This is a genomic window from Pseudomonas siliginis (genome assembly GCF_024072275.1).
In the GTDB taxonomy this organism is placed as follows: domain Bacteria; phylum Pseudomonadota; class Gammaproteobacteria; order Pseudomonadales; family Pseudomonadaceae; genus Aquipseudomonas; species Aquipseudomonas siliginis.
On record NZ_CP099598.1, the window covers coordinates 73,941 to 97,510 of the forward strand.

22 protein-coding genes are annotated in these 23,570 nt (G+C 60.6%); 4 read left to right on the plus strand and 18 right to left on the minus strand.

The genetic code is table 11. The features are described 5' to 3' along the window. Positions 1-110: 110 nt before the first annotated feature. The 5 genes from NF676_RS00920 to NF676_RS00940 are packed head-to-tail and all read right to left on the minus strand — an operon-like array spanning position 111 to position 4,019. A complete protein-coding gene (locus NF676_RS00920; RefSeq protein ID WP_041476474.1) occupies positions 111-746 on the minus strand; it encodes an SCO family protein in 636 nt (211 codons plus the stop codon). Next, positions 743-1,642, minus strand: a complete 900-nt coding sequence (gene cyoE / locus NF676_RS00925; protein ID WP_236167895.1) for a heme o synthase — start codon at positions 1,640-1,642, stop codon at positions 743-745. Before cyoE ends, NF676_RS00920 begins: the two co-directional genes overlap by 4 nt. Continuing rightward, on the minus strand, positions 1,630-2,709 hold the full coding sequence (locus NF676_RS00930; protein WP_041476472.1) for a COX15/CtaA family protein: 1,080 nt from the start codon (positions 2,707-2,709) through the stop codon (positions 1,630-1,632). Before NF676_RS00930 ends, cyoE begins: the two co-directional genes overlap by 13 nt. 10 nt (positions 2,710-2,719) lie before the next feature. Then, positions 2,720-3,313: a PA_0111/PP_0108 family redox-active disulfide protein gene (locus NF676_RS00935; RefSeq protein ID WP_252887079.1), complete on the minus strand. Its 594-nt coding sequence runs from the start codon at positions 3,311-3,313 to the stop codon at positions 2,720-2,722. Further along, positions 3,279-4,019, minus strand: coding sequence for an SURF1 family protein (locus NF676_RS00940; protein WP_252877193.1), 741 nt, complete (start codon positions 4,017-4,019; stop codon positions 3,279-3,281). The genes NF676_RS00935 and NF676_RS00940 overlap by 35 nt, the downstream gene beginning before the upstream one ends. Positions 4,020-4,089: 70 nt before the next feature. Here NF676_RS00940 and NF676_RS00945 point away from each other — a divergent pair, with 70 nt between their 5' ends. Continuing rightward, positions 4,090-4,293: a twin transmembrane helix small protein gene (locus NF676_RS00945; protein ID WP_016772330.1), complete on the plus strand. Its 204-nt coding sequence runs from the start codon at positions 4,090-4,092 to the stop codon at positions 4,291-4,293. Between the two features lie 9 nt (positions 4,294-4,302). On the opposite strand, the gene NF676_RS00950 is transcribed toward NF676_RS00945, so the two are convergent. The 4 genes from NF676_RS00950 to coxB form a co-directional block, all read right to left on the minus strand. Beyond that, entirely contained in the window at positions 4,303-5,190 is an 888-nt protein-coding gene (locus NF676_RS00950; RefSeq protein WP_095182286.1) for a cytochrome c oxidase subunit 3, read from the minus strand. A 25-nt stretch (positions 5,191-5,215) separates the two neighbouring features. After that, entirely contained in the window at positions 5,216-5,767 is a 552-nt protein-coding gene (locus NF676_RS00955; protein ID WP_252887080.1) for a cytochrome c oxidase assembly protein, read from the minus strand. Positions 5,768-6,025: 258 nt separating this feature from the next. Further along, a complete protein-coding gene (gene ctaD / locus NF676_RS00960; protein ID WP_016772327.1) occupies positions 6,026-7,612 on the minus strand; it encodes a cytochrome c oxidase subunit I in 1,587 nt (528 codons plus the stop codon). A gap of 82 nt (positions 7,613-7,694) precedes the next feature. Further along, complete coding sequence (gene coxB, locus NF676_RS00965) at positions 7,695-8,822, minus strand: cytochrome c oxidase subunit II (RefSeq protein WP_016772326.1); 1,128 nt, start codon at positions 8,820-8,822, stop codon at positions 7,695-7,697. A gap of 370 nt (positions 8,823-9,192) precedes the next feature. Here coxB and NF676_RS00970 point away from each other — a divergent pair, with 370 nt between their 5' ends. After that, a complete protein-coding gene (locus NF676_RS00970) occupies positions 9,193-9,843 on the plus strand; it encodes a hypothetical protein (protein WP_041476468.1) in 651 nt (216 codons plus the stop codon). A 135-nt stretch (positions 9,844-9,978) separates the two neighbouring features. Here NF676_RS00970 and NF676_RS00975 read toward each other — a convergent pair whose 3' ends face one another. The 3 genes from NF676_RS00975 to NF676_RS00985 form a co-directional block, all read right to left on the minus strand. Further along, entirely contained in the window at positions 9,979-11,505 is a 1,527-nt protein-coding gene (locus NF676_RS00975; protein WP_071173969.1) for a SulP family inorganic anion transporter, read from the minus strand. A gap of 90 nt (positions 11,506-11,595) precedes the next feature. Continuing rightward, positions 11,596-12,324: a carbonic anhydrase gene (locus NF676_RS00980; protein ID WP_016772323.1), complete on the minus strand. Its 729-nt coding sequence runs from the start codon at positions 12,322-12,324 to the stop codon at positions 11,596-11,598. Positions 12,325-12,561: 237 nt separating this feature from the next. Beyond that, complete coding sequence (locus tag NF676_RS00985) at positions 12,562-13,620, minus strand: PA0069 family radical SAM protein (RefSeq protein WP_252877195.1); 1,059 nt, start codon at positions 13,618-13,620, stop codon at positions 12,562-12,564. A gap of 271 nt (positions 13,621-13,891) precedes the next feature. Here NF676_RS00985 and NF676_RS00990 point away from each other — a divergent pair, with 271 nt between their 5' ends. Then, positions 13,892-14,167, plus strand: coding sequence for a hypothetical protein (locus NF676_RS00990; protein ID WP_095182282.1), 276 nt, complete (start codon positions 13,892-13,894; stop codon positions 14,165-14,167). A gap of 59 nt (positions 14,168-14,226) precedes the next feature. Here NF676_RS00990 and NF676_RS00995 read toward each other — a convergent pair whose 3' ends face one another. Genes NF676_RS00995 through NF676_RS01005 form a run of 3 tightly spaced genes read right to left on the minus strand, consistent with a single transcriptional unit; the run spans position 14,227 to position 18,071 of the window. After that, positions 14,227-15,528, minus strand: a complete 1,302-nt coding sequence (locus tag NF676_RS00995; protein ID WP_252877196.1) for a c-type cytochrome — start codon at positions 15,526-15,528, stop codon at positions 14,227-14,229. A gap of 12 nt (positions 15,529-15,540) precedes the next feature. After that, the gene (locus NF676_RS01000) at positions 15,541-17,325 is read right to left on the minus strand and encodes a GMC family oxidoreductase (protein WP_110599617.1); all 1,785 of its coding nucleotides are present in this window, start codon (positions 17,323-17,325) and stop codon (positions 15,541-15,543) included. A gap of 2 nt (positions 17,326-17,327) precedes the next feature. After that, the gene (locus NF676_RS01005; RefSeq protein ID WP_056791272.1) at positions 17,328-18,071 is read right to left on the minus strand and encodes a gluconate 2-dehydrogenase subunit 3 family protein; all 744 of its coding nucleotides are present in this window, start codon (positions 18,069-18,071) and stop codon (positions 17,328-17,330) included. A gap of 280 nt (positions 18,072-18,351) precedes the next feature. On the opposite strand from NF676_RS01005, the gene NF676_RS01010 reads away from it, so the two are divergent. Continuing rightward, a complete protein-coding gene (locus NF676_RS01010) occupies positions 18,352-18,999 on the plus strand; it encodes a phosphatase domain-containing protein (RefSeq protein ID WP_024015019.1) in 648 nt (215 codons plus the stop codon). 5 nt (positions 19,000-19,004) lie between these two features. Here NF676_RS01010 and NF676_RS01015 read toward each other — a convergent pair whose 3' ends face one another. From NF676_RS01015 to prlC, 3 genes are all read right to left on the minus strand, one after another. Next, a complete protein-coding gene (locus tag NF676_RS01015) occupies positions 19,005-21,032 on the minus strand; it encodes a M3 family metallopeptidase (protein WP_252887081.1) in 2,028 nt (675 codons plus the stop codon). Between the two features lie 113 nt (positions 21,033-21,145). Then, a complete protein-coding gene (locus tag NF676_RS01020) occupies positions 21,146-21,436 on the minus strand; it encodes a YheV family putative zinc ribbon protein (protein ID WP_056791282.1) in 291 nt (96 codons plus the stop codon). Further along, a complete protein-coding gene (prlC, locus tag NF676_RS01025; RefSeq protein ID WP_252887082.1) occupies positions 21,433-23,484 on the minus strand; it encodes an oligopeptidase A in 2,052 nt (683 codons plus the stop codon). The genes NF676_RS01020 and prlC overlap by 4 nt, the downstream gene beginning before the upstream one ends. Between the last annotated feature and the right edge of the window lie 86 nt (positions 23,485-23,570).

The window sequence follows — 23,570 nt, forward strand, 5'->3', positions numbered from 1 at the left end:
CTGTGTGGGAGCGAGCCTGCTCGCGAATACGGTGTGTCAGTCAAAACAGATGTTGAATGTGCTGGCCTCTTCGCGAGCAGGCTCGCTCCCACATTGGACTGGTGTTGATCCTATTTTCGCTCAAGCATCGCCGGCAACTGCGCCACCAGCTTGGCATTGTTCAACGGCGCCCGAATAAACCCACGCTGCGTACCATCCGGCCCGATCACCGCCAGATTGCCGCTGTGGTCCACGGTGTAATTCGGCTTGCTGGTATCCGCCGGAATGAACGGAATGCTCACCGCATTCGCCACCTTCTGCAGCTCTTCGATAGATGAAGGCGTCAGGCCAATGAACTGCGGATCGAAGTAGCCCAGGTACTGTTTCAACTGCTTCGGCGTGTCGCGGTTGGGGTCGACGCTGACCAGTACGATCTGCAATTTATCCACAGCCTCTTTCGGCAATTCACTCTTGATCTGTCGCAGTTGCGCCAGGGTGGTCGGGCAGATGTCCGGGCAGAAGGTGTAGCCGAAGAACAACAGACTCCACTTGCCTTTCAACTCATCGATGGCAACCGGTTTGCCGTCCTGATCGGTCATGGTCACGTCCGGCAGGTTGCGGCTCTGCGGCAGCAGGATGATTCCGGCGTCGATCAGCGCAGTCGGGTCGCCCTGGCCTTTGCCGCTGAGCACTTTGTTGACGGTAAGCCCGAGGATCAGCGCGATCACGGCGACGAGGATGAAGACGGTTTTCTGGGTTCGGGTCATAGGTTCAACAGTAAGTAGTGGTCTACGAGCAGGGCGATGAACAACAGGAACAAGTACCAGATTGAGTACTTGAAGGTATTGATCGCCGCGTGCGGCCTAGTGCCACGGTACAGCACCACGGCCCATTGCAGAAACCTTGCGCCCAACGCCAGCGCACAGACCAGATACAGCACGCCGCTCATGTGAATCACGTAGGGCAAGAGGCTCACTGCCAGCAGCGCGAAGGTGTAGAGCAGAATGTGCACTTTGGTGTAGTGCTCGCCATGGGTCACCGGCAGCATCGGAATGTCGGCCTTGGCGTATTCCTCCTTGCGATGAATCGCCAGCGCCCAGAAATGCGGCGGGGTCCAGGCGAAGATGATCAGCACCAGCAACAGCGGTTCGGCGCTGACATGGCCGGTGGCGGCGGTCCAGCCGAGCAGCGGTGGCGCCGCGCCAGCGAGGCCGCCGATGACGATGTTCTGCGGCGTCGCACGCTTGAGAAAACCGGTGTAGACCACCGCGTAACCGAGCAGCGAGGCGAGGGTCAGCCACGCGGTCAGCTGATTGGTGAAAGTCAGCAGCAGCGCCTGACCGAGCAGCGCCAGCACCAAGGCGAAGGTCAGCGCCGCCGCAGGTGAAACCCGGCCTTCGGCCAAGGGACGTTTGTGCGTGCGCGCCATTACCGCATCGATACGCCGATCGACCACATGATTGACCGCCGCCGCACCGCCGGCACACAAGGCAATGCCCAGATTGCCAAACACCAGCACTGTCCACGGTACGCCCGCGCGGGTGGCGAGGAACATGCCGACCAGCGAGGTGATCAGCATCAGCACCACGACTTTCGGTTTGGTCAGCTCCAGATAATCGCGCCACAGCGCTTGCGCCGCACGCTCGCCGATCAGACTCGCCATGGCGTTTCTCCTTTCAATGCGATGGGCGCAACGGCAGGTTTGTGCGCACTCAAGCGCCAGCGCGCCAGCACCGGTTGGCTCACCCGCAGCAGGCTGGTGCGGGCGTGGTAATTGACCAGTACCAGCGTCAGCAATAACGCCGCACCGCCAGCGTTATGGGCGACGGCCACCGGCAGCGGCAGATGAAACAGCACGTTGCTGATGCCGAGGGTGATCTGCGCCGCAAGGGCGATCAGCAGCAATCCGGCCAATCGGGTCATGCCTACCGCTTTCAACTGCCAGGCCAGACCGAGCAGTACGACCGTCACTAGCAAAGCGCCGATGCGGTGAGTCAGGTGAATCGCCGTGCGTGCATCGCTATCGAGTTGCCCGCCGAGATAATTCGGGCCGATGTGCTGGGTCAGGTGGAAACCGTTGGCGAAGTCCGCCGGCGGCAGCCATTGGCCGTGGCAGGTGGGGAAGTCGATGCAGGCCACCGCTGCGTAGTTGGAACTGACCCAGCCGCCCAAGGCGATCTGGCCGATCACCAGCAGCAGCCCCGCCGTCGCCCAATATTGCAGGCGCTTCGGTACCGTCAGCGCCGGCAGCACGCCGGATAACCTCAGCGTCAACAGAAACAGCAGACTCAACGTGGCAAAGCCGCCGAGCAAATGTCCGGTGACCACTTGTGGCCAGAGCTTGAGCGTCACCGTCCACATACCGAACGCCGCTTGGGCGATGACCACCGCCAGCAGAAACAGCGGCAGTTTCAGCGGCTGGCCCGGATGGCGCCGGTTGACCCACGCGCGCCCGGCCAGCACTGAAATCAGCAAACCGAGGGTGCCGGCGAAGTAGCGGTGAATCATCTCGTTCCAGCCCTTGTGCGCCTCCACTGGCGCGTCAGGGAAGTGCAGTTCGGCATGGGCCAGTTGCGCCTCGCTTTTCGGCACGCTGATAAAGCCGTAGCAGCCTGGCCAGTCCGGGCAGCCGAGGCCGGCGTGGGTCAGGCGCGTATAGGCGCCGAGCAGCACTACAATCAGTGCCAGCAGGGTGGCAAACAGCGCGAGGCGAAATCCAGGTTTGGCCATGACGATGCCCTCATCCGATGTTCGACAGTTTCAGCAGATGCCGCAGGTCGTTAAGCAGATCCTTGCCCTTCACATTCGGCTCGTAACGCAGCACCAGATTGCCGTGTGGGTCGACGATCCACAGCTGCGGCACGGCTTTGTCGCCGGTGGTCTTGTTGAACACCCCGGCATCCAGCGGATAGCGCTGCAGCTGCGGATATTCACGGTCGAGCTTGGCGGCGTAATCGGCGCTCAGTGGTTGCGCGGCGGCGAGGGCGTGGCTGGCGCGGCCGGCTTCGCGGCCGAGGCTGATCTGGATCTGCCGCGCCAGATAAACCAGTTGCTGGCAATCGACGGCGCAATCCTTCGGCGCCGTGACCAGAATCTGCCAGCGCTGCTCGTCGGCCTGCACGCCGAGGTCGGCGCGGGTCTGGCCGTTGCCGATCAGCTCGCCGTGATAGCTGCGTCCTTCCGGCACCCAGAACTGCAATTTGTACATGCCGGTGGCGAGCAGCATCGGCCCGACCACGCCAAGCACGATCAGCAACAACTGAATGCGCCCGCGCCGGCGGCTGAGAACGGGTTTGGCCTCAGACATGCTGGGTGGATTCATGGCGCTTCCCATGGCGTTTCTCCTTTGCGTTGTGCCAGCCCAAATAGAGGTAAAGACCGAGCAGGGCCGTGGCCATGGCGAACCATTGCACGGCGTAGCCGAGGTGTTTTTCCGGACCCATCGCGACTACCGGCCAATCGGTCTGATAGCTGACCGGGCCGGGTTCGGCCCGTAATTCGTAGGCGAAGCCGTCGCGCTCCAGGGTTTGCCACAATTTGCCCGGCTCGACGGCGGTGATGGTCTGCGGCCAGACACTGCTGACCGGATCGGCGTGCAACTGGAACGTTGCGCCGGGGGCGACATAGACCCAGGCGTCGAGCGTCAGCGCCTCGGCGGGTGTCGTGAATTGCGGCGGCACACGCCGGTCGGGCCAAGGCAGCCAGCCGCGATTGACCAGCAGCCAGAGACCGCTGCGTTGATCCTGAAACGGTTGCAGCAGTTCAACGCCGACCTTGCCGCCACGCTGGCGGTTGTCGAGCAACAGGGTATGGGCGGGGTCGAACTGGCCGTGCAGGCGCACGCGGCGGTAAGCCGGGTCGGCGCTGGCGAGCAGTTCACTGCTGGCCAGCGGTTCGGCCACGCGACGTTCGGCATAACTGGCCAGCAGCGCGGTTTTCTCCGCGCCCCGGCCCAGTTGCCAGAAGCCCAGCGCAACCATCAGCGGCAGCAACAGCGCCACCACGACAGTGGGAATCACGCCCGGGCGAAAGCGCTTCATGGGCGCGCCATAAAGTCAGTCATCGCGATCGCTATACTCAATTGCATCGCCTGTCCCCCGGAGTCTTGCCATGTTCAAAGCAGCGATCGTCCTGATGCTGATTGCCACGGTCGTCAGCCTGTTCAGCGGCCTGTTTTTCCTGGTCAAGGACGACAGCAGCTCCAATCGCCTGGTCATCGCCCTGAGTGTTCGGGTGGCACTGGCCGTGGTCACCGTCGGCCTGATGGCCTGGGGTTTCTATAGCGGCCAGTTGGTGTCCCATGCGCCCTGGTAGCGCCAGCAGTCAGAGGACGTAAACGAAGAAGAACAAACCGATCCACACCACATCGACGAAGTGCCAGTACCAGCTCGCCGCCTCGAAACCGAACTGGTGCTCGTTGTCGAAGTGGCCTTTCATGATGCGCATCAGCATCACGAACAGGATGATCGTGCCGATGGTCACGTGGGCGCCGTGGAATCCGGTGAGCATGAAGAACGTCGCGCCGTAGATGCCCGAGCCGAGGGTCAACCCCAGCTCTTTATAGGCGTGGATGTATTCCTCGGCCTGGAAACCGAGGAACGCGATGCCCAGCAGTACGGTGATCGCCAGCCACAGTTTCAGTGCACCGCGATGGCCTTTCTTCAGCGCATGGTGGGCGATGGTGATGGTCACGCTGGAGCTGACCAGCAGAATGGTGTTGATCAGCGGCAGGCCCCACGGGCTGATGACTTCTTTTGGCGGCGGGAACAGTTTCGGATCAGGTGTGTGCAGCAGCGGCCAGACAAATTCGAAGTTCGGCCAGAGCATGTGCGCGATGCCTTTCGGCCCCTCACCGCCCAGCGCCGGCCCGGACACATGGCGCACATAGAACAGCGCGCCGAAGAAGGCGACGAAGAACATCACCTCGGAAAAGATGAACCAGCTCATGCCCCAGCGGAACGAGCGGTCCAGCTGCGGGCTGTACAGCCCCGCGCGACTTTCCTTGATCACCGCACCGAACCAGCCGAACAGCATGTACGCCAGCAGCAGGCCACCGACGAAAAAGATCAGCGGGCCGTGGGAATCCGGGCGTGCGGCCTTGAGATCGTTGAACCAGGTGGCGAGGCCGTACACGGTGACGAACATCCCGAGCGTGGCGATGATCGGCCATTTGCTCTGGGCCGGGACGTAATAATGCTCATGAGTTGCCATTTATTGTTCTCCTTATCGGCCACGCTCAACCGCCAGTGTTAACAGCCACCGGCGGATGTCGGGCGGTGATATCGAACAGCGTGTAGGACAGCGTCAGGTGCTTCACTTCCTTGGGCATGTCGCGGTCAACGATGAAACGCACCGGCATCTCGATCTGTTCACCGGGTTGCAGCACCTGCTGGGTAAAGCAAAAGCATTCGGTCTTGTGGAAAAACGCCGCGGCGTTGCTCGGCGCAATACTCGGCACCGCTTGCGCACTCATCGGTTTGTCGGTGGGATTGCGTGCGATGAAGACCATCTCGTTCACCGCGCCGGGATTGGCGGTCAGCTCGTAGTGTTTCGGGTAAAAGTCCCACGGCATGTCGGCGGTGTTGGTCGAGAGAAACTGCACGCGCACCTGGCGCGACGTGTCCACTACTTGCTCGCCCGCATACTGGCCGCCGGTCTTGCCGTTGATGCCGAAGGCTTTGCACATCACGTCGTAGATCGGCACCAAGGCGAAACCGAAGACGAACATCGCCACCACCACCAGCAACAGGCGGATGACGAGCTTCTTCAGCGAGATCGAGTCAGCCATGGTTCATGCCTCCCTCGTGTTCCCTGGTGGCCGGTGATGCTGTGGTGAGGGGATTTATCCCCGTTGGGCTGCGAAGCGGCCCTGAATCCAGCGCACACGGTCTACCTGATAAATTTCGATTGCAGATTTTGGGGCTGCTGCGCAGCCCAACGGGAATAAATCCCCTCGCCACGGGGGATCTGTGTACATCCACAGAAGATCTGTGAGCATCCACTTGGGATCTGTGCCTCTGTACACATTGCAAAAAACAGGAGGTGTTCATTTCACTTCCGGCGGCGTGGTGAAGGTGTGATACGGCGCCGGCGACGGCACGCTCCACTCCAGCCCTTCGGCGCCGTCCCACGGTTTCGCCGGGGCCGGTGCGCCGCCACGGATGGTCTTGATGACGATGAACAGGAAGAAGATCTGCGTGGCGCCGAACATGAACGCGCCGATCGACGAGACCATGTTGAAATCGGCGAACTGCAAGTTGTAATCCGGAATCCGTCGCGGCATCCCCGCAAGGCCGACGAAGTGCATCGGGAAAAAGGTCAGGTTCATGCCCACGAACGACAGCCAGAAATGCAGCTTGCCGAGGGTTTCGTCGTACATGTGCCCGGTCCACTTCGGCAGCCAGTAATAGGCCGAGGCGAAGATGCCGAATATCGCCCCGGGCACCAGCACATAGTGGAAGTGCGCGACAACGAAGTAGGTGTCCTGGTACTGGAAATCCGCCGGGGCGATCGCCAGCATCAGCCCGGAAAAACCACCGATCGAGAACAGAATGACGAACGCCACGGCAAACAGCATCGGCGTCTCGAAGGTCATCGAGCCTTGCCACATGGTGCTTGCCCAGTTGAACACTTTCACACCCGTCGGCACGGCGATCAGCATGGTCGCGTACATGAAGAACAACTCGCCCACCAGCGGGATGCCGACCACGAACATGTGGTGCGCCCAGACAATGAACGACAGGAACGCGATACTCGCCGTGGCATAGACCATCGAGGTGTAGCCGAACAGCGGCTTGCGCGCGAAGGTCGGGATGATCTGGCTGACCGCGCCGAACGCCGGCAGGATCATGATGTACACCTCGGGGTGGCCGAAGAACCAGAACACATGCTGGAACAGCACTGGATCACCGCCGCCGGCAGCACTGAAGAAACTGGTGCCGAAGTGGATGTCCATGAGCATCATCGTCACGCAGCCAGCGAGCACCGGCATCACTGCGATCAGCAGAAACGCAGTGATCAGCCAGGTCCAGACGAACAGCGGCATTTTCATCAGGGTCATGCCGGGGGCGCGCAGGTTGAGGATGGTCGCGACTACGTTGATCGCGCCCATGATCGAACTGATGCCCATCAAGTGGATGGCGAAGATGAAGAACGTCACGCTTTCCGGTGCATAAGTCGTCGACAGCGGCGCGTAGAACGTCCAGCCGAAATTCGGCCCGCCACCGGGGGTGAACAGGGTCGAGACCAGCAGCAGAAACGCTGCCGGCAACAGCCAGAAACTGAAGTTGTTCATCCGTGGCAGGGCCATGTCGGGCGCGCCGACCATCAGCGGAATCATCCAGTTGGCGAGACCGACGAATGCCGGCATCACCGCACCGAACACCATGACCAGACCGTGCATGGTGGTCATCTGGTTGAAGAATTCCGGCTGGACGATCTGCAGGCCGGGCTGGAACAGCTCGGCGCGAATGACCATGGCGAACGAGCCGCCCAGCAGGAACATGCAGAAGGCAAACCACAGGTACAGCGTGCCGATGTCCTTGTGGTTGGTGGTCAGCACCCAGCGCATCAGGCCTTTGGCGGGGCCGTGGGCGTGGTCGGCGTGACCGTGGTCATCGATGACAGCGCTCATGGCCGGTCTCCTTTACGAAGTTGGACGGGGCGGGCCGGGGCGCGCTGCCCCGACCGGTTCACTGAATACGCAATTGACCGGCTCATTTGCTTTCCGCCTGTTTCAGCTCCAGCACTTCTTTTGGCGTGACCATGTCGCCCTTGTTGTTGCCCCAGGCATTACGTTCGTAAGTCACGACCGCTGCGATATCGACTTCCGACAGCTGTTTGCCGAACGCCGCCATGGCGGTGCCCGGTTTGCCGTGGTAGACGATGCTCAGGTGATCCTTGATCGGCCCGGTGGCGATTTTCGAGCCCTTGAGTGCCGGGAACATCGGCGGCAGGCCCTGGCCTTCGGCCTGGTGACAGGCAACGCAGGTGGTGTGGTAAACCTTGTCGCCGCGCTCCTTGAGCTCGTCGAGGGTCCATTCCTTGCTGGTCAGTTCTTTGAGCTGCGCGGCCTCGGCCTTGCGCTCGGCGAGCCATTTTTCGTAGTCGGCCTGTTCCTTGACCTCGACCACGATCGGCATGAAGCCGTGGTCCTTGCCGCACAATTCGGCGCACTGGCCACGGTAGAGGCCGGGTTTGTCGATACGCGTCCAGGCCTCGTTGACGAACCCGGGAATCGCATCGCGCTTGACCGCAAACGCCGGCACCCACCAGGAGTGAATGACGTCGGCCGAGGTCACCAGAAAGCGCACCTTGGCGCCGATCGGCAGCACCAGCGGCTTGTCGACTTCGAGCAAGTAATGCTCGCCCTTGGCTTCTTTGTTGTGAATTTGTTCGGCGGGGGTGGCCAGGTTACTGAAGAACTCGACGTCCTGGCCCAGGTATTTGTAGTGCCACTTCCACTGATAACCGGTGATCTGGATATCGATGTCCGGCTCGCTGGTGTCGTACATCTTGATCAGCGTCGCAGTGGCCGGGACGGCCATGGCCACCAGAATCAGCAGCGGCACGATGGTCCACATGATCTCGACGCCGGTGCTTTCGTGGAATTTGGCCGCGACCTGGCCGGTAGAGCGGCGGTGCACCATCATCGACCAGAACATGGCGCCGAAGACGATGATCCCGATCACCACACAGATCCAGAAAATGGTCATGTGCAGGTCGAATACTGCGTGACTGATTTCAGTCGCTCCAGGCGCCATATTCACAGTCCATGCCGCGTTGGCCGGGCTGAAAATCGACCACAACAGGAGGCCCATCCAGACATGTGGATGTCGCATCATTGCGGGTTCCCCTTATCGTTCTTGTTATCCCGCCGGCGTATCGCCTGCGGCAAGGGAGCGGCTGCATCAGACTACGAACTTGAATCGCCGGGCCTTGCTGCGGGTGCAGTCGGGCGTCATCAGCTAACTCCATTCATTGGCGAGTATAGACAGCGCCCGGGATTTGCAACCCGGGCACGTAAATGAGCTGAAACACCCGGCGCTTGCGTTCAAGTGCCCGAATGGAGAAGGATGCAGACGAGTGGTGGCGAATGGATATAACGCAGCTGCATCAAGGATGAAATAATTATGACAAATGCGTCTTAGCGTTTTTCGTAAGCCAGCTAAGTTATGTCTTCCCTATTTCATTGCCTTGTTTCCTGGAGTTTTCATGAACACCGCCGCATTGCGCGAGCAGATCCAACAAGCCCAACAGCACGAAAAAGACACCGGCCTGCTGACCCGTCAGCTGGAAAGCAAGCTGCCTCACCTGCACCCGGCGATCCAGTTGCCGGAAGCCGACGCCCAGGGCGTTCTGACACGTTTTGTCGCCGCCTACATCGATGAAGTACCAGACCTGCTGGATGCAGCCAATGAAGTCGCCAGGGAAGCGGGAATCGAATCGCAGATCAAACCGGTGCTGAAGATCGCCGAGCAGTATTTCCTCCAGCCGCCAGCGATCATGGCCGGACATGTCGGCCTGGACAGCCTGCTCGACGAGGCCTATCTGGCACACCGTTTTGTCGAAGAGGTCAACGACCTGTACATCAAGCATTTCGGCCAGCCATTGATCCCCTTGGACATGACGGTCGCCAACCTGATTGCTCACCAATTGATCGGTGAGGAATTCGCCAACCAACTGGACGAAGCGGTGCATCACGCGATCGACGAGATGCTCAACGAAGAGAGTTTTGCTTTGGAGTCGGTAGAAGCCTATCGCGAGAAACTCAGCAGCCCGGACACTGGCGCGGCGTGGAAACGCTGGCCGTGCATGAGCCGCCGGTTGGGTGTGGGGCTTGAGCTCGATCAGCCTGCTGCCTGATTTTCTTGGGTCATAAATCCAGTGTGGGAGCGAGCCTGCTCGCGAATGCGGTCGATCATTCAACATCTCTGTTGGCTGATGTTCCGTTTTCGCGAGCAGGCTCGCTCCCACAGGGTTTGCGTTTGAGGTCGACTTCTAACCCGCCGCACCAATCCCGGTATTGGTCCGCACCCGGCCTTCCAGCCGTCGCTTCAACCCGCGCGATTCGATCAACAGCTTCGACCCCTTCGCCGCATTCGCCCGGCCCCACTCCTCAAGCAACTCGAGACACGAATGGTCGATGTAGCTCAGGTTGTTGAGCGGCACATGCACTGTGGTGCCGTGAGGAATGCTGCCCAGCACCTGGGTCAGCGCCGGCACTTTGAGGAACGTCGCTGCACCAACCAGACGCAGTTCCATCTCGCCGTCCTGCGGCAGGTCGATCAGGCTGATCTTCAGGCGCGAAGCCTTGAATGCCAGCTTCAACATGGTCAGACCGAAGCCGATCAGCACACCGGTGAGCAGGTCAGTGAAGATGATCGCCAACGCTGTAGCGGCGTAGGTGAACATCGGCATCCGCCCGTACCGACCCAGACCACGGAAAGCTTTCAGGTCGACCAGCTTGAAGCCGGTATACACCAGCACACCCGCCAGGCTCGCCACCGGAATGCTTTGCAGCACGCTCGACAGCAACAGCACGAATGCCAGCAGCCACAGGCCATGGAAAATCGTCGAGTAGCGTGTGGTCGCACCGGCCTGGACGTTGGCCGAGCTGCGCACGATCACCCCGGTCATCGGCAGCGCGCCGACCAGACCGCAGAGCATGTTGCCGACACCTTGCGCCGACAGTTCACGGTCGAAGTCCGAACGCACGCCGCTGTGCATGCGGTCCACCGCCGCGGCGGACAACAGGGTTTCGGCACTGGCGATAAACGCCACGGCGAACGCGGCAATCAGCAGTGTCGGGTCGGCCAGACTCATCAGGTCGGCCGGCTTGAGCCAATCGATCGCCTCGGCCAGGTTCGCCGGTACCTCAACGCGTTTGACCTGCAACGCCAGCATCAGGCTCGCCACCGTCGCCAGACCCACACCGAGCAATGCGCCGGGAATGAAGCGCAGCGAATGCGGGCGGAATTTTTCCCACAGCCACATCACCGCAATCGTCGACAGACCGAGCAGACCCGCCTGCCAGCCGAACGATGGCAAGGCCTGCGCCACGGCCGCTGGGAACGCCGTGAGGTTGTCCAGCCCGGAAGGCTGCGGCTTGGCATCGAGCATCACATGGATTTGCGAGAGCACAATCAACACGCCAATGCCCGCGAGCATGCCGTAGACCACCGCTGGCGCCGTGACCCGAAACCAGCAGCCAAGCTTCAGTCGCCCGGCGACCAGTTGCAGAAAACCGGCGAGCAGCAGGATCGGTCCGAGCATCTCGACGCCATGCTGGCGCACCAGCTCGAAAACCAGCACTGCCAGACCCGCCGCCGGACCGCTGACCTGCAACGGCGACCCCGCCAGCCAACCGACCACCAGGCCGCCGATGATGCCGGTGATCAGACCTTTTGCCGGCGGCAGCCCTGAGGCAATCGCGATGCCCATGCACAGCGGCAGGGCGACCAGAAACACAACCACGGAAGCGAGCAGCTCCCGTGGCAACACAGCTTTCAATTGAGCCGCACGCATGGCGATTCTCCCGAAGTTTTCTTCAGGCGTGGCGAGGCCGGACCGCTGAATCAGCGGCCGGCGTCATACCACACAGATTGTTGGGAAGATTTAGAAGCGCGCTTTGGGCGTCGCCACAGGAATCGGATGGCTGCCGTCGAGAGGCAGGAAACGACCCTGGTCCGCGTCGTAAGCTTTGATTTCGCTGGTTTCGATGTTGTAGACCCAGCCATGGATGAACAGATGACCGTTCGCCATGCGCGAGGCTACCGAAGGATGGGTACGCAAGTGCTGCAGTTGGGCGATGACGTTTTCCTCGGTGAGGATCGGCATGCTGTCTTTTTCGTCGGTGCAGTTGCAGTTGTCGTGCACCATGGTTTTTGCGACTTCAGCGTGGCGCAGCCAGGCTTTGACCGTCGGCATTTTTTCCAGGCTGTCGGGGTTGAGTACCGCGCGCATGGCGCCGCAATCGGAGTGGCCGCAAATGATGATGTGCTGCACGCCCAGCGCCAGTACCGCGTATTCGATCGCGGTGGAGACGCCGCCGTTCATCTGACCGTAGGGCGGCACCACATTGCCGACGTTACGGGTAACGAACAGATCGCCCGGCGAGCTCTGGGTGATCAGCTCGGGAACGATGCGCGAGTCGGCGCAAGTGATGAACATCGCCTTGGGCGCCTGAGCGGTGGCGAGCTTCTTGAACAATTCTTCCTGCTGCGGAAAAACGTCATGGTGAAAGCGTAAAAAGCCATCAACGATCTGTCGCAGTGCTGCATCGGCGGATTGTGCTTCAGGGCTTTGCGCCGAGGCAGCCAACGACTGTTTATCCTTGTCACTCATGATTCATCCTCTTGTGCGGATTCAGGGAGTCTTCCCCGGTATTCCGGTATGAAGCCAGTGGCTGTTTAAACCATCCGGGTCATCCCGACCCGTCAGTCACTCGATGAACAAGGTAGCCGCCGAAACTTAACTGAAACTGAATCAAACGCTCTAGAACGTGTGTTCCAGGTCACAAAAAACGTGACTGGCGTGTTTCGGCGGAAGGATTCCAACCCGTCAACCCAAAGCCAATTGTCGCTAAATCAACGACATCTGGCGACCCGGCGGACAGAAGGCCGAGCAGTCGAGGTTATAGCCCTCGCGTTTGTTCAGGCCAAGCTTTTTGATGGCCTTGGCAAATCTTTGTGCGAGCAGGTCTGCAAACGGTCCTTCACCGCGCATGCGCGCACCGAAACGGCTGTCGTAGAGTTCGCCGCCGCGACTCTGGCGGATCAGGCTCAGCACATGGGCGGCACGTTGCGGATAGTGCGCCTGCAACCACTCCTCGAACAGCGGCGCGACTTCCAGCGGCAGGCGCAGCATCATGTAGGCAGCGCTTTGCGCACCGGCGGCGTGGGCCTCGGTGAGCAGGCTTTCGATCTCACTGTCATTGATCATAGGAATCATCGGCGAACACAGCACGCCTACTGGAATGCCTGCTTCGTGCATCACCCGGATCGCACGCAAGCGTGCCTTGGGCGCAGCGGCGCGTGGTTCAAGGATGCGTTTGAGTTCGTCGTCCAGGGTGGTCAGGCTGATCATCACCGACACCAGCCGTTGCTGCGCCAACTCGGTCAGCAAATCGAGATCGCGCAGAATCAGCGAACCTTTGGTGACAATGGTCACCGGATGCCGGTAACGCAGCAGCACTTCCAGGGTCTGACGGGTGATTTTGTATTCGCGCTCGATGGGCTGATACGGGTCGGTATTGGAGCCGAGATTGATCGGCGCACATTGATAGCCGGGTTTGCTCAGTTGTTCTTCAAGGATCTGGGCGGCATTGGTCTTGGCAATCAGCCGGGTTTCGAAATCCAGGCCCGGCGACATGTCCCAATAGGCGTGGCTGGGGCGTGCGTAGCAATAGATGCAGCCGTGTTCGCAGCCGCGATAGGGATTGAGCGAACGGTCGAAGGGCAGATCCGGCGAGGTGTTGCGGCTGATGATCGATTTGGCCTTCTCGATGATCACTTCGGTGTTTTGCGTCTCTGGCACTTCCTGATACCAGCCGTCGTCCTCGGCCACCGAACGACTGGGCGCAAAGCGGTTGTGCGGGTTGGTCGCGGTGCCGCGACCGCGAGGTGGCAATGGAATAGACATGAAAACGCCCCGATACTGTATATGCGCACAGTATCGGGGCGATCGTCATCTGGCTAGTGCCGCCGGGCGAGTGGTCAGTTGTGGTTGTTCATGTCCGCTATGTTCGCGGAGAGGAACAGCATTCAGGGCTTTCTCTGATCGTAACCGACGTTCTCACAACTGTGTGCACATACACCCTGTCAGATATGACAGTAGACGTGGTTGCAAGCGCCGTCTTAGGTTAAAGCCTCATGACTAATAACGTCTTGCCAACCGGAATGGATTGAATGTGATGCCAATCAGAATTTTGCTTGAAATTGCAGACATGGAACGCGACGGAAGTCCCGAGGTTGTTTTTTATCATTATGGCGATAACGCCACCGAAATGATGGACTACGACTACGCGCTATTTGCCTCTTCATCGCAGGCAAACGATCGCTATGACCTGCTTTCCGAAGAGGTTATCGATAGCGACGGGGATGGCGATATCGATAACCATGACAAGAGACTGTACTTGCAGTTGGCGGATGCGTTTGTGCAGTTCAGAGGTCTGAAATCGACACGATGAACACCGCTGACTCAACATGCGAAGTCATGTCGTGCCAGCGGTCTGTCGACACATTTCGCTCAGTTATGCGAGGTGAGCTGCCCAAGATCGTCACCGGAGGTCTGCTTCATATCCTCCGTACGCAACTCGGCAACATCGGCAGCTTTCACCGGCGCACCCTTGTTGCCCCAGCTGCCACGGATGAAACTCACCACATCCGCGACTTCCTGATCCGACAGGCGCCAGGCGAAACCGGGCATTGTGAAGGTCGATGGCGCGGTGTGCGTTGCCGGCAAAGTCCCGCCCTTGAGCACGATATGAATCAGCGAGGTCGGATCGTCGGTTTGCAGCACCGGATTGCCCGCCAGCGCCGGGAACACCCGTGTGTAGCCATGGCCGTCGGTACGGTGGCAGGCGGCGCAGTTGTCGATGTACACCGACGCGCCGCGTTGGCTGTCGTCGCCGTTCCACAGCGCTTTGGCCACTTTCTCGTCGTACTGATGCGGCTGATCCGCCGGGTCATTGGCCGGCAGTGATTTGAGATAGCGGGCAATCGCGGTGAGGTCGGCGTCGCTCATGTACTGCATGCTGTGGGTGACCACATCGCTCATGCCGCCGAACACTGCGCTGCGATCACTGCGCCCGGTCTTGAGGAATTGCACCAGTTGTTCTTCGCTCCAGCTGCCGAGGCCATCCTTGTGATCGCCGCGCAGGCTCTTGGCGATCCAGCCTTCCAGCGGCGCACTGCCGGCGAGGAATTCGCTGCCGTCCGCCGCGCTCAGGGATTTTTCCTGCATGGTCAGCGCACGCGGGGTGTGACAGGCGCCGCAGTGGCCGAGGCCTTCGACCAGGTACGCGCCACGATCGATCACCGGATCGGCCGACGTGGCCTGGTAATCCTCGACCTTCGGCGCGAACAGCCAGCGCCAGCCCATCAGCGGCCAGCGCATGCTCAACGGCCAGGGAATGTCGCTGGCCTTGTTCTCCTGCGCCACCGGTTCGACGCCGTGCATGAAGTAGGCGTACAGCGCTTGCATGTCGGCCTGGTTGACCCGCGCGTAGGACGGATACGGCATCGCCGGGTACAACGTGCTGCCGTTTTTGGCCACACCGTGGCGCACGGCCTGATCGAAGTCTTCGAAGCTGTAGTCGCCCAGACCGGTCTTGTCCGGGGTGATGTTGGTCGAGTAGATCGTGCCGATCGGCGTCTCCATTGGCAGACCGCCGGCGAACGGCTTGCCGCCCTTGGCCGTGTGGCAGGCCACGCAGTCACCGGCGCGGGCAAGGTATTCGCCTTTTTTGATCAAGGCTTGATCAACTTCAGCCGCATGGATAGCGGCGCTGCCAAGCAGCGCCAGGGTCGCGATAACGAAAGTTTTCATGGTCATCGCTCCTTAAGCCTGTACCAGCGGGCCGGGGTTTTTCAGGTATTGCTCGCGGATCGCTTTTGCCGACCAGTAGGTCAGCGCCGCCACCAGCCCGGTCGGGTTGTAGCCCAGGCCCTGCGGGAACGCCGAGGCGCCCGGGACGAATACGTTGTGCACGTCCCAGCTCTGCAAATAGCGGTTCAGGGCGCTGGTCTTCGGATCGGTGCCCATGATTGCGCCACCGTTGAGATGGGTGGTCTGGTACGAGGCGGTGTTGAAGTGGTCGCCGACCTGCTTGCCGATCACCGCGATCGCTTTCGGGCCCATGGCTTGGGCGATCTTGCCCATTTTCTCGACCATGAAGCGGTTCATCTTGATGTCGTTTTCCTGCCAGTCGAAAGTCATGCGCAGCAGCGGCAGGCCGTAGGCATCGCGGTACACCGGATCGAGATCGAGGTAGTTGCCACGGTAGGATTGATGCGCGCCGTGGGCGTCCATCGACACCTGGTGGGTGTAGTAATCGGCGGTGGCGCGTTTCCATGCGCTGCCCCAGGCCGGTGTGCCCGGCGGGTTCGAGGTGCCGGCAATCGGTCGACTGCCAGCCTGGTTGACCCACATCGGCGAACCGCCGACGAAGCCGTGCGGGCCGTGGTCGAAGTTGTCGGCGTTGAAATCGTCCACCGCCACGCCGTTGCCGCCAGCGCCGATGAAGTTGTTGGTGTGGGTGTCCTTGTCGAAGAAGGCCTTGATGGTGGCCATGTTCTGGTAGGCGAAGTTACGCCCGACCACGCCTTCGCCGCTGATCGGGTCGTACGGTTTGCCGATCCCGGACAGCAGCATCAGACGCACGTTGTGCAACTGGAATGCGCCGAGGATCACCAAATCCGCCGGCTGCTCGATCTCGCGGCCCTGGCCGTCGATGTAGGTGACGCCGGTCGCTTTGGACTTGCTGCTGTCGAGGTTGACCCGCAGCACATGGGAGTTGGGCCGCAGTTCGAAATTCGGCAGGGGCTTGAGCGCCGGCAGAATGTTCACGTTCGGCGAGGCCTTGGAATACATGTAGCAGACGTAGCCGCTGCAGAACCCGCAGAAGTTGCATGGCCCCATCTGTGCGCCGTAGGGATTGGTGTACGGCCCCGAAGTATTAGCCGAAGGCAGGTTGTAGGGTTTGTAACCGACTTCTGTGGCCGCTTTGCCGAACAGCTGTGCGGATACGGTGTTCTTCTGCGCTTGAAGCGGGAACGGGTTGGAACGATCCGCCGCGTATGGGTTACCGCCCTTGCCCTGACCAACCAGTTGGCCTTTCACCGTCCAGGCCTGGCCGGAGGTGCCGAAGACTTTTTCCGCGAAGTCGAAAAACGGTTCCAGCTCTTCATAGCTGACGCCGAAATCCTGAATGGTCATGTCTTTGGGGATGAAGCTTTTGCCGTAGCGTTCTTCATAGTGGCTGCGCATGCGCAACTCGATCGGGTCGACACGAAAGTGCACGCCCGACCAGTGCAGACCGGCGCCGCCGACGCCATTCCCCGGCAGGAACGCGCCCAGCTGGCGGTTGGGCAGGGCGATGTCGTTGACGCTGTGGCGAATGGTCACCGTCTCTTTGGAGATGTCCTGAAAGAGTTTCTTGCGCACGCTGTAGGTGAGTTCGTCGATCACCTGCGGATAGTTGCCGTCGGGGTAGGTGTCCTGCATCGGCCCGCGCTCCAGCGCCAGCACGTTCAGACCCGCCTCGGTGAGCTCCTTGGCCATGATCGCGCCAGTCCAGCCAAAACCGACGATGACTGCATCAACCTTCTTCATTACCGTTGCCATGCTTACGCCCTCTCGCCGCGAATCGACACTGCCGGGAAGGGGTATTGCTCGTTGCGTTCCACCCAATCCATGAAATCGGCGCGGGCGCCGGGGAAACCGATCATGGTCCAGCCGACCATGCCTTTATTGCCACCGTGGATCGGGTCACAGAAGAAACCTTCCTTGGTATTTTGCAGCAGCAGATTGAAGAAGATCTTCGCCGGCACCGCATCGAACTGCGGCTTGCCGGCTTCCAGTTGCTTGAGCAAATCGTCTCGGGTAGCGCTGTCTTGCTCGGCAAATGTTTTACCGCTCAAACCTTTTACCCACTGATCCGTGGCGGCGATGCCGAGGCGATAGATGTCTTTGGGCACCAGTTTGCTCTGCCAGCCCATCTCCGGTGCCGCGTCGGCATTGAACGGGCCTTGCATGTACCACAGGGCACCGGCGGCGTACGGGGTGTTCATCTGCCGGTCGATGTATTCCGGCACGCCGGCTTCGAGGGCACCGGGGCCTTGCGCGTCGTTGGGGATCAACTGGGCGACGGCGGCATTGATGAATGCCCATTCTTCAGCGGTGAAAAAGCTCGGCTGATAGTCACCAGCGACAGAGGCCGGTTTTGCTGCGGCCGGCGCCGGTGTGCTTTCAGGTGCGGCTTGCAGCACGCTGCTGCCCAGGCCGGTACCGGCAAGCGTGACCACCGGAATCAGGGTCAGGGATTTGCGCAAGAACTCACGCCGCGGGTTGTCTCGATCTTGATCAGACATGGGGGGCACCTCATCAGGCATAGAAGTCAGCCGCTTCTGCGAGCAGCTCGAGGAATTTTGCGTTGCGACGATCAGGGTCCGGTCGGGTAAAAGCCGTTCCCTCTGCAACATCATGTGACAAATGGTAGCAGGCTAAGCATCAAGAAAAACCGTTTGCACGGAAAAAAGCCCGGCGAGGCGCCGATTCACGTTTCTTTGACGGCCGGCTCACGGCGTATTGACCGCTTGATAGCGAAGCTGCAATTCCTCCCATGAAGATTGCCGAAACGGTCAGCCCAGCATGTCTCGAGTGCGCTTTTTCCCCGCGTTATGTTTTTCGCTTGTTGCACTGTTGCATGGCATTGCCGCCCGGGCGGCCGACGCCACGCCATCTCGCCCGGCCGAGTGGGCGCAGCCGGTTGAGGCGCAGTTCAACCTGTTCCGCATGTCACCGACGCTGTATCGCAGCGCCTTGCCCAGCCGCAGTGCGGTGCCGCTGTTGAACGATCTGCATGTCGTCACCGTAATCAACTTCCTGCCTGACGCTGATAGCGACTGGCTCTCCGCGCCGGGCATCAAGCAAGTGCAGCTGCCGTATCGCACCAACCACGTCGACGACAGCGATGTGCTCAAGGCTTTGCGCGCGATTCAGTCCGCCGAAGCCGACGGCCCGGTGCTCATGCACTGCAAGCACGGTTCTGACCGCACCGGACTGATGGCGGCGATGTACCGCGTGGTGGTACAGGGCTGGAGTAAAGAGCAGGCGCTCAAGGAAATGACCGAGGGCGGTTTTGGTGACAGTCAGCATTTCCACGACAGCGTGCGCTACGTGATGCAGGCCGATGTCGATCGGTTGCATGAAGCCTTGATCAATGGCGAATGCAGCACCAGTGCATTCGCCATGTGTTCGATGAAGAGCTGGTTCGACTCGGCGCACGTCCAGCGTTGATCAGTTCAATCGGCTGGCGCAGGAAACAGTGCGCTGTCGATGGGTTTTCCGAGAAAGGCTTGCAGTGCGGCGGGCAGTGCCTGCCTGTCCCCCGAGAGCAGGTGTTCGCGCATGTCGCGGCCCGTCTGTTCGTTGAACAGACCTTCACGTTCGAAGCGCTTGAACGCCTCGCTCGCCAGCACACCCGACCATTTGTAGGCGTACAGCGAAGCCTCATAACCGGTAACCAGATAATCGCAGCTGTTGGCGAAGCGGCAGTAGGCCGGGATGGACAGGTGCGCGAACTCACTTTGCACATCCTCGACTACTTGCTGAACAGTGCGACCGTCACCGTGACAGCGGTGCAGTTCGAAGTCGACCAGCGCGTTCAGCAACAGCATTGCCGTCTCCCGGCTGCGCTGGATGCCTGTGGCGGAAAACGCGGTATTGGCCTGCGCTTCGGACAGACGCTCACCGCTCTGGTGATGCGTACCCAGCCAGCGCAGGAATTGCCCGGATAACGCCCATTTTTCGAACAGTTGCCCGACAAACTCGGCAGCGTCGCGGCTCAGATGCGAAATGCCGGACAGGTTGTAATGCGGCGAACGCGTCAGCACATGATGCAGGCAATGGCCGAATTCGTGCAGCAGAACACGCAGATCCTGCGGATCCAGCAGGTAGGGTTGCCCGTTTGCGGCCGCCGTGTAATTGCATTGAAGCGAGGCAATCGGCAGTAATGGTCGGCCTTCGGCGGTGATCCGTCGATTGCGCAGTACACCGGTCCAGGCATAGTCGTTGCCCGCGTCGCGGTGGAACGGGTCGATGTAGATGTAACCAACCGGTTGCTGACGCTCGCTGATTTCGAACAGGCGAACATTTTCGGCGAAACGCTCGTGGACGGTATTTTCGCTGATGCTGATACCGAACATATGCTCGCTGAAGCGGCAGAGGCTGTGCAGTGTGGCTTGCAGCGCGAAGAACTCGCGCAGGTCCTGCTCCGTGCCGCCGGACTGCTTCAGGCGTAATTGCCCGGCGAGGAAATCGTGATCCCACGCTTCTAGCTGTTCAACCCCGTGCTCGCGGGCCAAGGCCTGCAAATCATCGGTCTCGCCCGCCAGTGACACGGCGTTGCGGGCGATCTGCTGGCGCAGAAAACGACCAACCTGATCGGTACCGGTGGCCATCCGGTTGTGCAGCCGCAGGTGGGCAAAGTTGTCAAAACCCAAGAGCCGGGCTTTGGCATGACGTGCGGCCAGCAGTTTTTCCAGCACCGGGCCGTTATCGAAGCGACCGGCCTGTGGCCCCTGATCCGAAGCGCGGGTGCACCAGGCTTTGAAATACTCCTCGCGCAGTCCGCGGTGTTGTGCCCGCCTCATGACCTGTTGGTAAGTGTTCTGATCCAGGGTCAGCCGCCACCCGGGCAGGCCGGCCTTGTCGGCATTGGCGGCCAGATGCGCCTGCATTTCGGCCGGCAGTCCCGCCAATAGCGCGGCATCGTCGATGTCCTTGCTCCATGCCGCGTTGACCGATTTGAGGTTGCTCATGAAGCGCTTTTCCAGCAGATCGATTTCGCCGTTCAATCGCGCCAGATCCTTGCGCTGCGCACTCGACAATTCGCTTCCCGCCAAGTGAAACCGGCGCAGGATTTTCGCCAGCGAGGCTTTGCGTGCATCACTGAAGCTGGCGGCTATGGAGCTCTGTGCCAATCGTTGATAAACCTGGAGCAACTGTCGATTGCCAGCCTTCGCAGTCTTGTAACGCTGCGCGGCGTGCGTACTCAGGGCTTCCTGCATCAACCACTGGGGCTCATCGGCATGACTGATCGAGAGGAATTCGATGATCGCCATGGTTTCATCCAGGCGCGCATCGGCTTCATCGATGGCAATTACCACGTCGTCCCAGTTGGGATGATCGACCTGAGTGGCGATGACGTTTTCGATGATCAGCAGGTTGTCGGCAACGATGCGCTCGACCGCCGGCAGCAAGTGCTCGGCGCGTATCGCCGACCAGGGCGGCAACTGCCAATGTTGCAGGAGTGGGTTGGTGTCAGGCATGGCGTCTTCCGTGAGAGAGGGCTGGATTGGCCAGCCTAATCAGGAAGCGCAGAGGCAAGGTGGTGAATAGATACCGCCACCTGCCGACGATGATCGGCAGGCAGCGGTCGTTGTCATTGTTGCTCGTCGGACTTTTTCTTCAACTTGGGGTTGGGGAAGAACTGCACCGCCTGAACCTTTTTGTCGGCGGCAGGTTTCAGCGCGCTGGTATTGACCCGCGTGCCCAGCTCTTTGGGCACCGACAGGCCCTGCTCGTTGAGGGTGTCGGAGTAACCGCAAGCCACGCATTCGCGGTGCGGCACGCCGTCTTCGTTCCACATCATCAGTTTGTCCGGCTCGCTGCACGCCGGGCAGACCGCCCCGGCGATAAAGCGCTTCTTGGTGATCACAGGGCCGTCGCTCATGCTGCCGCGTCCTCACTCAGGCCGCTGTGGCGAAGCAGCGCGTCGATCGACGGCTCACGGCCCCGGAAGTTGACGAACAGCACCATCGGTGCCTGTGAACCGCCGCGCGCCAGAATCGCTTCGCGGAACGCCCGACCGGTGTCGGCGTTGAGCACGCCGTCTTCCTCGAATTTCGAGAAGGCGTCGGCGGACAATACTTCGGCCCACTTGTAGCTGTAGTAACCCGCCGCGTAACCACCGGCAAAAATGTGCGCAAAGCTGTTGGGGAAGCGGTTGTAAGCCGGTGGACGCATCACTGACACCTCGTCACGCACGCCCTCCAGCACTTGCGCCACGCTGCGGCCATCGCCGTGGGTGGCGTGCAGTTCGAAGTCGAACAGCGAAAACTCCAGCTGACGCACCATCATCAGCCCGGACTGGAAGTTCTTCGCCGCGAGCATTTTTTCCAGCAGGTCCTGCGGCAGTGGCTCGCCGGTCTCGTAGTGGCCGGAGATCAGCGCGAGGCCTTCCGGCTCCCAGCACCAGTTTTCCATGAACTGGCTCGGCAGCTCGACCGCGTCCCAGGCCACGCCGTTGATGCCGGATACGCCAGCGTGTTCGACGCGGGTCAGCAGGTGATGCAGGCCGTGGCCGAACTCGTGGAACAGGGTGGTCACTTCATCGTGGGTCAGCAGCGCAGGCTTGCCGCTGTCGGCCGGGGTGAAGTTGCACACCAGATTGGCCACCGGGCTTTGCAGCACGCCGTCGACGGTGCGACGACGGTCGCGGGCGCCGTCCATCCATGCGCCGCCACGCTTGTTGGCGCGGGCATACAGGTCGAAGAAGAAGCGGCCGACGTGCTGGCCGTTTTCCTTTATCTCGAACAGGCGGACGTCCGGGTGCCAAGTGTCGAAGCCTTTCTGCTCGGCGATCTCGATACCGTACAAACGCTGAACGATGGCGAACAGGCCGCTCAGTACTTTATCGATCGGGAAGTAGGCACGCAGGGTTTCCTGAGCAACGCTGTAACGCTGCTCGCGAAGTTTTTCACCGTAGAAACCGCTGTCCCAGCTTTGCAGATCGGCGCAGCCCTGTTCGGCGGCGTAAGCGCGCAGTTGTTGCAGATCCTGCGCGGCGAACGGCTTGCTGCGCTGGGCCAGATCACGCAGGAAACTCAGCACCTGATCACTGGATTCGGCCATTTTCGTCGCCAGGCTCAGTTCAGCGAAACTGGCGAAGCCCAGCAGTCGGGCCAGTTCCTGGCGCAGGTCGAGGATCTCTTCCATCACCGGGCCGTTGTCGTTCTGCCCGGCATTCGGGCCTTGATCCGAGGCACGGGTGCAGTAGGCGGCGTAGACTTCTTCGCGCAGCGCGCGGTCTTGCGCGTAGGTCATCACCGCGTAATAGCTGGGGAATTCCAGAGTGATCAACCAGCCATCCAGACCTTTGGTTTGGGCGGCGGCAGCCATTTGCGCCTTGGCCGAATCGGTCAGGCCGGCGAGGGCGGCTTCATCGGTAATATGTTTGGTCCACGCCTGAGTGGCGTCGAGCAATTGGTTGGAGAAGCGGCTGCCGAGCTCGGACAGCTTGCTCTGCACTTCGGCGTAACGTTTCTGCTCGGCTTCCGGCAGATCGATACCCGACAGACGGAAATCGCGCAGGGCGTGTTCCAGAATGGTTTTTTGCGCGACGTCGAAACTGGCAGCTTCCGGACTGTTGGCCAGCGCTTCATACGCCTGGAACAGTTCGCGGTTCTGGCCCATTTCGGTGGAGTAGGCGCTCAGAGCCGGCAGGCACGACTCGTAGGCTTCACGCAGTTCGGCGCTGTTGCACACGGCGTTAAGATGGCTGACCGGGCTCCATGCTGCACCGAGGCGATCGTTGAGTTCATCCATCGCCAGCACCAGACCGGCCCAGGTCGGGTTCTTGCCCTGGGTCTTGAGGATCTCGGCGATGGCGGCGCGGTTGTCCGCGAGGATGGTTTCGATGGCGGGCAGGACGTGTTCGGCACGGATCGTGGAGAACGGCGGCAGGTCGTAGGACTGCAAAAGAGGGTTGTTCACGCTCACGGTTGGCACCTTGGCTGGAAGAAACATGCGCCCATCTTAATTACAATCGGCACTCACCGCAGCTATCGGCGACAGAGAGAGAACTA

Coding starts and splice junctions, on each gene's coding strand:
- NF676_RS00920 (WP_041476474.1), bottom strand. CDS start 746: ATGACCCGAACCCAGAAAACCGTCTTCATCCTCGTCGCCGTGATCGCG.
- cyoE (WP_236167895.1), bottom strand. CDS start 1,642: ATGGCGAGTCTGATCGGCGAGCGTGCGGCGCAAGCGCTGTGGCGCGAT.
- NF676_RS00930 (WP_041476472.1), bottom strand. CDS start 2,709: ATGGCCAAACCTGGATTTCGCCTCGCGCTGTTTGCCACCCTGCTGGCA.
- NF676_RS00935 (WP_252887079.1), bottom strand. CDS start 3,313: ATGGGAAGCGCCATGAATCCACCCAGCATGTCTGAGGCCAAACCCGTT.
- NF676_RS00940 (WP_252877193.1), bottom strand. CDS start 4,019: ATGAAGCGCTTTCGCCCGGGCGTGATTCCCACTGTCGTGGTGGCGCTG.
- NF676_RS00945 (WP_016772330.1), top strand. CDS start 4,090: ATGTTCAAAGCAGCGATCGTCCTGATGCTGATTGCCACGGTCGTCAGC.
- NF676_RS00950 (WP_095182286.1), bottom strand. CDS start 5,190: ATGGCAACTCATGAGCATTATTACGTCCCGGCCCAGAGCAAATGGCCG.
- NF676_RS00955 (WP_252887080.1), bottom strand. CDS start 5,767: ATGGCTGACTCGATCTCGCTGAAGAAGCTCGTCATCCGCCTGTTGCTG.
- ctaD (WP_016772327.1), bottom strand. CDS start 7,612: ATGAGCGCTGTCATCGATGACCACGGTCACGCCGACCACGCCCACGGC.
- coxB (WP_016772326.1), bottom strand. CDS start 8,822: ATGATGCGACATCCACATGTCTGGATGGGCCTCCTGTTGTGGTCGATT.
- NF676_RS00970 (WP_041476468.1), top strand. CDS start 9,193: ATGAACACCGCCGCATTGCGCGAGCAGATCCAACAAGCCCAACAGCAC.
- NF676_RS00975 (WP_071173969.1), bottom strand. CDS start 11,505: ATGCGTGCGGCTCAATTGAAAGCTGTGTTGCCACGGGAGCTGCTCGCT.
- NF676_RS00980 (WP_016772323.1), bottom strand. CDS start 12,324: ATGAGTGACAAGGATAAACAGTCGTTGGCTGCCTCGGCGCAAAGCCCT.
- NF676_RS00985 (WP_252877195.1), bottom strand. CDS start 13,620: ATGTCTATTCCATTGCCACCTCGCGGTCGCGGCACCGCGACCAACCCG.
- NF676_RS00990 (WP_095182282.1), top strand. CDS start 13,892: ATGCCAATCAGAATTTTGCTTGAAATTGCAGACATGGAACGCGACGGA.
- NF676_RS00995 (WP_252877196.1), bottom strand. CDS start 15,528: ATGAAAACTTTCGTTATCGCGACCCTGGCGCTGCTTGGCAGCGCCGCT.
- NF676_RS01000 (WP_110599617.1), bottom strand. CDS start 17,325: ATGGCAACGGTAATGAAGAAGGTTGATGCAGTCATCGTCGGTTTTGGC.
- NF676_RS01005 (WP_056791272.1), bottom strand. CDS start 18,071: ATGTCTGATCAAGATCGAGACAACCCGCGGCGTGAGTTCTTGCGCAAA.
- NF676_RS01010 (WP_024015019.1), top strand. CDS start 18,352: ATGTCTCGAGTGCGCTTTTTCCCCGCGTTATGTTTTTCGCTTGTTGCA.
- NF676_RS01015 (WP_252887081.1), bottom strand. CDS start 21,032: ATGCCTGACACCAACCCACTCCTGCAACATTGGCAGTTGCCGCCCTGG.
- NF676_RS01020 (WP_056791282.1), bottom strand. CDS start 21,436: ATGAGCGACGGCCCTGTGATCACCAAGAAGCGCTTTATCGCCGGGGCG.